A 4,887-nucleotide genomic window follows, 5' to 3' on the forward strand; every position below is an offset into this window, starting at 1 on the left:
CGCGTGCGTTTCGTTGAAAGATCCAGACCAAGACCAAGCTGTGTCATCGAGGTACCCCTTAAACCTGCCTTCTCCCAGGATAGTCCACCGAGACGTCAACGCCAGGACTTTTGCAGACCTTCCCTAGGTCTAGCTCAAAGTTCCTAACACCCTCTAGTGCCCCGACGGTGTTCAACGCGGCGCTCGACGACAAGCTGTTTTGAGATCGTCGAGCGGCCACGCTAGCTCCGTTCGACTTCCGACAGAAGCGACTGTGCGCCCCCGGGGTTGCGAAAACCTTGCATCCGACGTTGGCGGCTGTGCGTGGGCTGGTGACTGTTTTAGGCCCGGTTCTTTATCTCTGACGATCATGTGCACCAATTCAATGCCATTGAGCGGAATATGGGCACAACGAAGTATCCTTCAAGTGCGGCGTCAGTCGCGTTGCGCTTGCGTGCATCGGCGGGGTTCGGTCCGCTAAACAATCGCCACTCGGTTGCGACCTTGACTTTTCGCGTGGTAAAGCCGCTCGTCTGCTGACCGAAGTAGTGCGTCAATCGTGCGACCATCCCTGTCGAACTGCGAGATGCCGATACTGACAGTTATCGATACTTTGCGCCCAACTTCACCGGCGAAGGTTGTGCTGGCAGTTGCCGCGCGAATGCGCTCGCCGATTGCGAGTGCTGCATCCAGCGACGTGCGAGTCAGCAGCACCATGAACTCTTCGCCGCCCACGCGTGCTACGCCGTCGTAGGGCCGAATCGCGTCGCGGCATACTCGCACGAATCCCTGGAGCACTGTATCGCCGACCTGATGCCCGTAAGCGTCGTTGACCCATTTAAAATTGTCGAGATCGAGCGCGAGAAGTGAGAATGGAGTGCCGTCTCTCTGTGCGCGAACGACCTCCGTTTCTACACACGCAATGAAATGGCGCCGATTCGCAGCTCCGGTCAACGGATCGGTCGCCGCGAGGTGCGCCAGCTTTTCGTTCTCGCGGTGAACTTCTTTCAGAGCGTTTTTGGCGCGATCCATCTCTTGGGCGAGTCGCGCGTTCAACTCCTCGCGACTATGGATCGTCGCAAATGAACGTGTCGTCAAAAAGGCCTGCGCCACGCCATAGCTGAGAAGGAAGAAGCCGCTGGCGAAAATGACGTGAGCAAGCCACCACATGTGACTCCATGGGCTGCCCAGAAGAAAAGCCACCGACGACAGCGCGAACGACATGCTGGAGATGCCACAGACCAGCATTAGCGGGGACCTAGGCCGACGCAGCATCAGGATAACGACGCTGAGCGTCGAAAACCCGAGCGCCGCAGTCTCCATGACCCGCAGTAGGATAATGCCAGCAACTGTAGAATGGGCAAGAAGCGCAACCAGAACGTCCACTACGAGGAATATTGCGGCCCAGCTTAGCAAGTACTTGGCTCCTGCGCGGCGGTCAGCGGGATCAGACGGCCTGTGATACGACAGAAGCCCAATCAACAACAGAATCGACATCGTTAGACGCGACGCCGGACCATACAACAGGAATAGGCAAATGTTTTGATGAGCGGATCTGGTGAATGCGCCATGGAGCGCATAGATCAATAGAGATCCGAGGAAGCCCAGCGTCATCCATCGCAGCAACGGCTCGCCGGAGGACCGATAGCATTGCCACGACAAGTAGGTGACAAAAAGACCCTCAAACGTCGCCCCTGTGATCGCAATTTCATGAAACGGGTAGTTTTGGAACTTCAGACCCGGGTTTTGAAAGAAATGCAGGTAGCCAATCAGATAGGCGGGAACAAGAGCGAAGGCGACGAGAACCAACTGCGCGTAGCTCCTCGTGATAAACCGCACGAAGGAACGTTGCTTATCAGTCTGCACCGCAGTCGTCGCGCTCATGAATTCACTCCGGTGTGGTCCTTTCAGCCCGTCGTTGCCCACATCGATACAAATGCCTTGCCAGATACGGATTTTGACAGACGAGCCGAATCGATGCGCCATAAAAGTTTGCAACCGTCTTTGTATGTTTCCCAATTTTCTATCAAAACGACGGGTTTAAATTCCTACGTTGAATGCGGCCCCGCATGCCGGATGGGGACTGTATAGTCGTCCTTTTTTGGATGGCGTCAAAAAACGCTCCAAAAATGCAAGAACAATAACGTGTACGACTCGTTTTTTGTTGGTGTGCCCGTTGGCGAGAAAACCGGCCTGCTGACGATAATGCCCCGCGCAGACTGCGCCAGACAAAACCGAAAGTTGTCTGATACGCCAGACTGTCGCTTTTCATCGCATGTGCATACCACCGTTGACGGAGAAATCGGTGCCCGTGACAAAGCCAGCTTCATCGGAACAGAGAAATGCCACCAAAGCCGCGACTTCGTCCGGTTGACCGAGTCTGCCGACCGGAATCTGAGGAAGAATTCGTGTTTCCATTACGTCCTTGGGGATCGCCGCAGTCATGGTCGTGGCGAGATAACCGGGCGACACCGTGTTGACGGTAACGCCGTATCGCGCCGTCTCCAGTGCGAGCGACATAGTGAAACCGTGAATGCCCGCTTTTGCTGCGGCGTAGTTGGTTTGCCCGAATGCACCGCGCGCGCCGTTCACGGAGCCGATATTCACGATCCGCCCGAATCCCTGCTTGACCATTCCACCGAGAAATGGCTTCGTCATGTTGAACATGGAATCGAGATTGGTGCGTAAGACCTTATCCCAATCTTCCTTGGTCATTCTTGCAAAGCTTGAATCGCGCGTAATGCCCGCGTTATTCACAAGAATGTCCACCATACCGAATTCGGTGAGCACGCGCTCTGCGCAATGCGCACACGAATCGAAGCTGGAGACGTCGACCTCGAACGCAACGAAACGGCGACCTACATCCAGTTCATGGACGAGCCACGTGGCAACGTGATCGTTGCGCTCCGAATGCGAGAGGGCGACCACCGTGCCTGCATCGTGGAGACGTCGGCTAATGGCGGCTCCGAGACCGCCCATGCCGCCAGTAACGAAAGCAACGCGTTTGGCTGACATGATGTTCCCCTTGTGAGCGAGGCCGTCGGCGGCCGGTGATTGAGTCGATTTACTGAATTGTCCGGAGATTTTCGGCTCCCGACACTCCCCTCGATGAACCATGCCGACCGCCGGTTTTATGCTACGGTACGGCAAGGCCGCGACATTGGCATGCTCTGATTGAAACGAACCTGCGCCGGCCATTGTGTAGGCTCGGGGGCCGATTGCGGCAGTCGCGAGGTAGCTGCGCACCATGGACTGGCATGAAGCCTCGATTTTGTTGCTATCGTGAGCGGCCGAGGCCGCACTACAAATCTCCTAAATCGAAGCGATGTCGCGCCGGACACTCTGCAGTCAACAAGGCTCGTTGCAGGACTTCGCAGAAGAACGCATGCGTTCGCAGCGCAAACGTAAATTTCGCGCCGTACGGATTGAATGGTGTCACGGATTTTCCTCTCATGACGGATTTCCTGACGCGATAAGGCGATCCGCAATTATCCGGTTGGAAGCAGCTGCAAACGCGCACGCCACGATTGCGTGTTCAATATAGGCGTTTCGGTCAACAGCGGGCTTAACATGGATCAATCATCGAAGAGATACCGTTGCCGCACTTGGCAGTGTAGTGTTCCGACCTTCCTCGCACGCTATTCGTCGGGTTCTCTCGGGGGTTCATCTGCCCAGCACGGCTGGTAAATAGGGAGGGGCGCAGCTAGGTTGTGTTATGCCCCTTTGTCAAAGCCTGCAATGTGGATGAGCACAAGCACGGAGAATCCGACGAAACGCAACCAGCGAGGGCCTCGCGCCATCGCTCGTAGCGTCTGCCGCTTCCTGCGGAAGCGGTTGAGCCAGCCAAAGCTGCGTTTGACCAGCGGCGCCAAAAATACACGGAGCGCCTTTTCGCCTCCGGCGGCTTGACGACTTAGTGGTCAATGCCTTCGTCGAGTGGAGAGTGCGCAGGTTCTTCGTCTGTGCACCTCCGGTCGTCGAAAGCCAGTCCGACCGGTGGCCTGCAGAACCCGATGCGCCAGCTTCCCGACCGGCGCGCGCTCCGCTAGTTCGCCAGCCTCACGTGCACGGCAAGCGACTGCCCACGGTATCAACCGCCGTGCGGTGCGCGTCGAGAATGACCGCGCTGTGTTGAAGGCGGTGTTCCTGCGCAACCCGGATGATCGAACGCAGGTCATTGACATAGCCCCGAAGCAGCTTGCCTGGATTCAGCGCCGCGCTGCGTCTGCTGGTAGACCACCTCCCTCAGCTATTGGGTAACAAACGCGACGCTCACCCGCTCTCATAATCCAGCGCAATGCGTTGAGCCCCTCGCGCAGCATGTAGCAGCGCCGTGGTGGGCCCTTACTCATCAAGGTCAGCGTACGGAGCGGCGACGTACCACTGTTCATCTGATACATCCGTTGGGGGCTGGGTTTCTTCTTCTTGCCATGGGTACCAAGCCTGGCGGAAAGGTCATAACGGATTGTAAAGAATATTGAGTTTGAGAGTGTCCCCTATTACTGATGAGGACTGCATGATAATCAACATGGCGGTCTACTCAAGTAGAAAGCTGCGCCGAACGTTGTGATCGCATCGCAAACGAGCTTTCAGGGCAACCTCATCAATGAGTTAATCTCGGGACCAAACAAGGGAGGTGTTAGCAATCGACGCACGTTTCCATGATTTATCGATCCACGAGGTTCTTGTAACAGTGCCTTCATGGTAGCTTGGGTGTGTATTTTGCCGAAGGCAGTCTAACGCGCCATGTCTGTAAGAAAGTTATTAACGATTGACGATGTCTAGGGAAGGTCTGCACAACTCGTTTTCAGAGAGTTGGCCGTTTGCCACTTGCGTTGTATCAGCCATGAGAGTCTGCTGGCAGGTTGGTCGCCTGGCTTTTTGAAGCGTGACGACCACTGTTTGCCG

General features: G+C 56.0%; 2 protein-coding genes. Both read right to left on the reverse strand.

Features of this window, described 5'->3' with window-relative positions:
• Positions 1 to 456: 456 nt before the first annotated feature.
• On the reverse strand, positions 457 to 1,863 hold the full coding sequence (locus AB3X94_RS41175) for a GGDEF domain-containing protein (protein WP_368594340.1): 1,407 nt from the start codon (positions 1,861 to 1,863) through the stop codon (positions 457 to 459).
• A gap of 384 nt (positions 1,864 to 2,247) precedes the next feature.
• On the reverse strand, positions 2,248 to 2,994 hold the full coding sequence (locus AB3X94_RS41180; RefSeq protein WP_176112506.1) for a beta-ketoacyl-ACP reductase: 747 nt from the start codon (positions 2,992 to 2,994) through the stop codon (positions 2,248 to 2,250).
• Between the last annotated feature and the right edge of the window lie 1,893 nt (positions 2,995 to 4,887).

The organism is Paraburkholderia sp. BR10923 (assembly GCF_040948765.1).
Taxonomy (GTDB): domain Bacteria; phylum Pseudomonadota; class Gammaproteobacteria; order Burkholderiales; family Burkholderiaceae; genus Paraburkholderia; species Paraburkholderia youngii.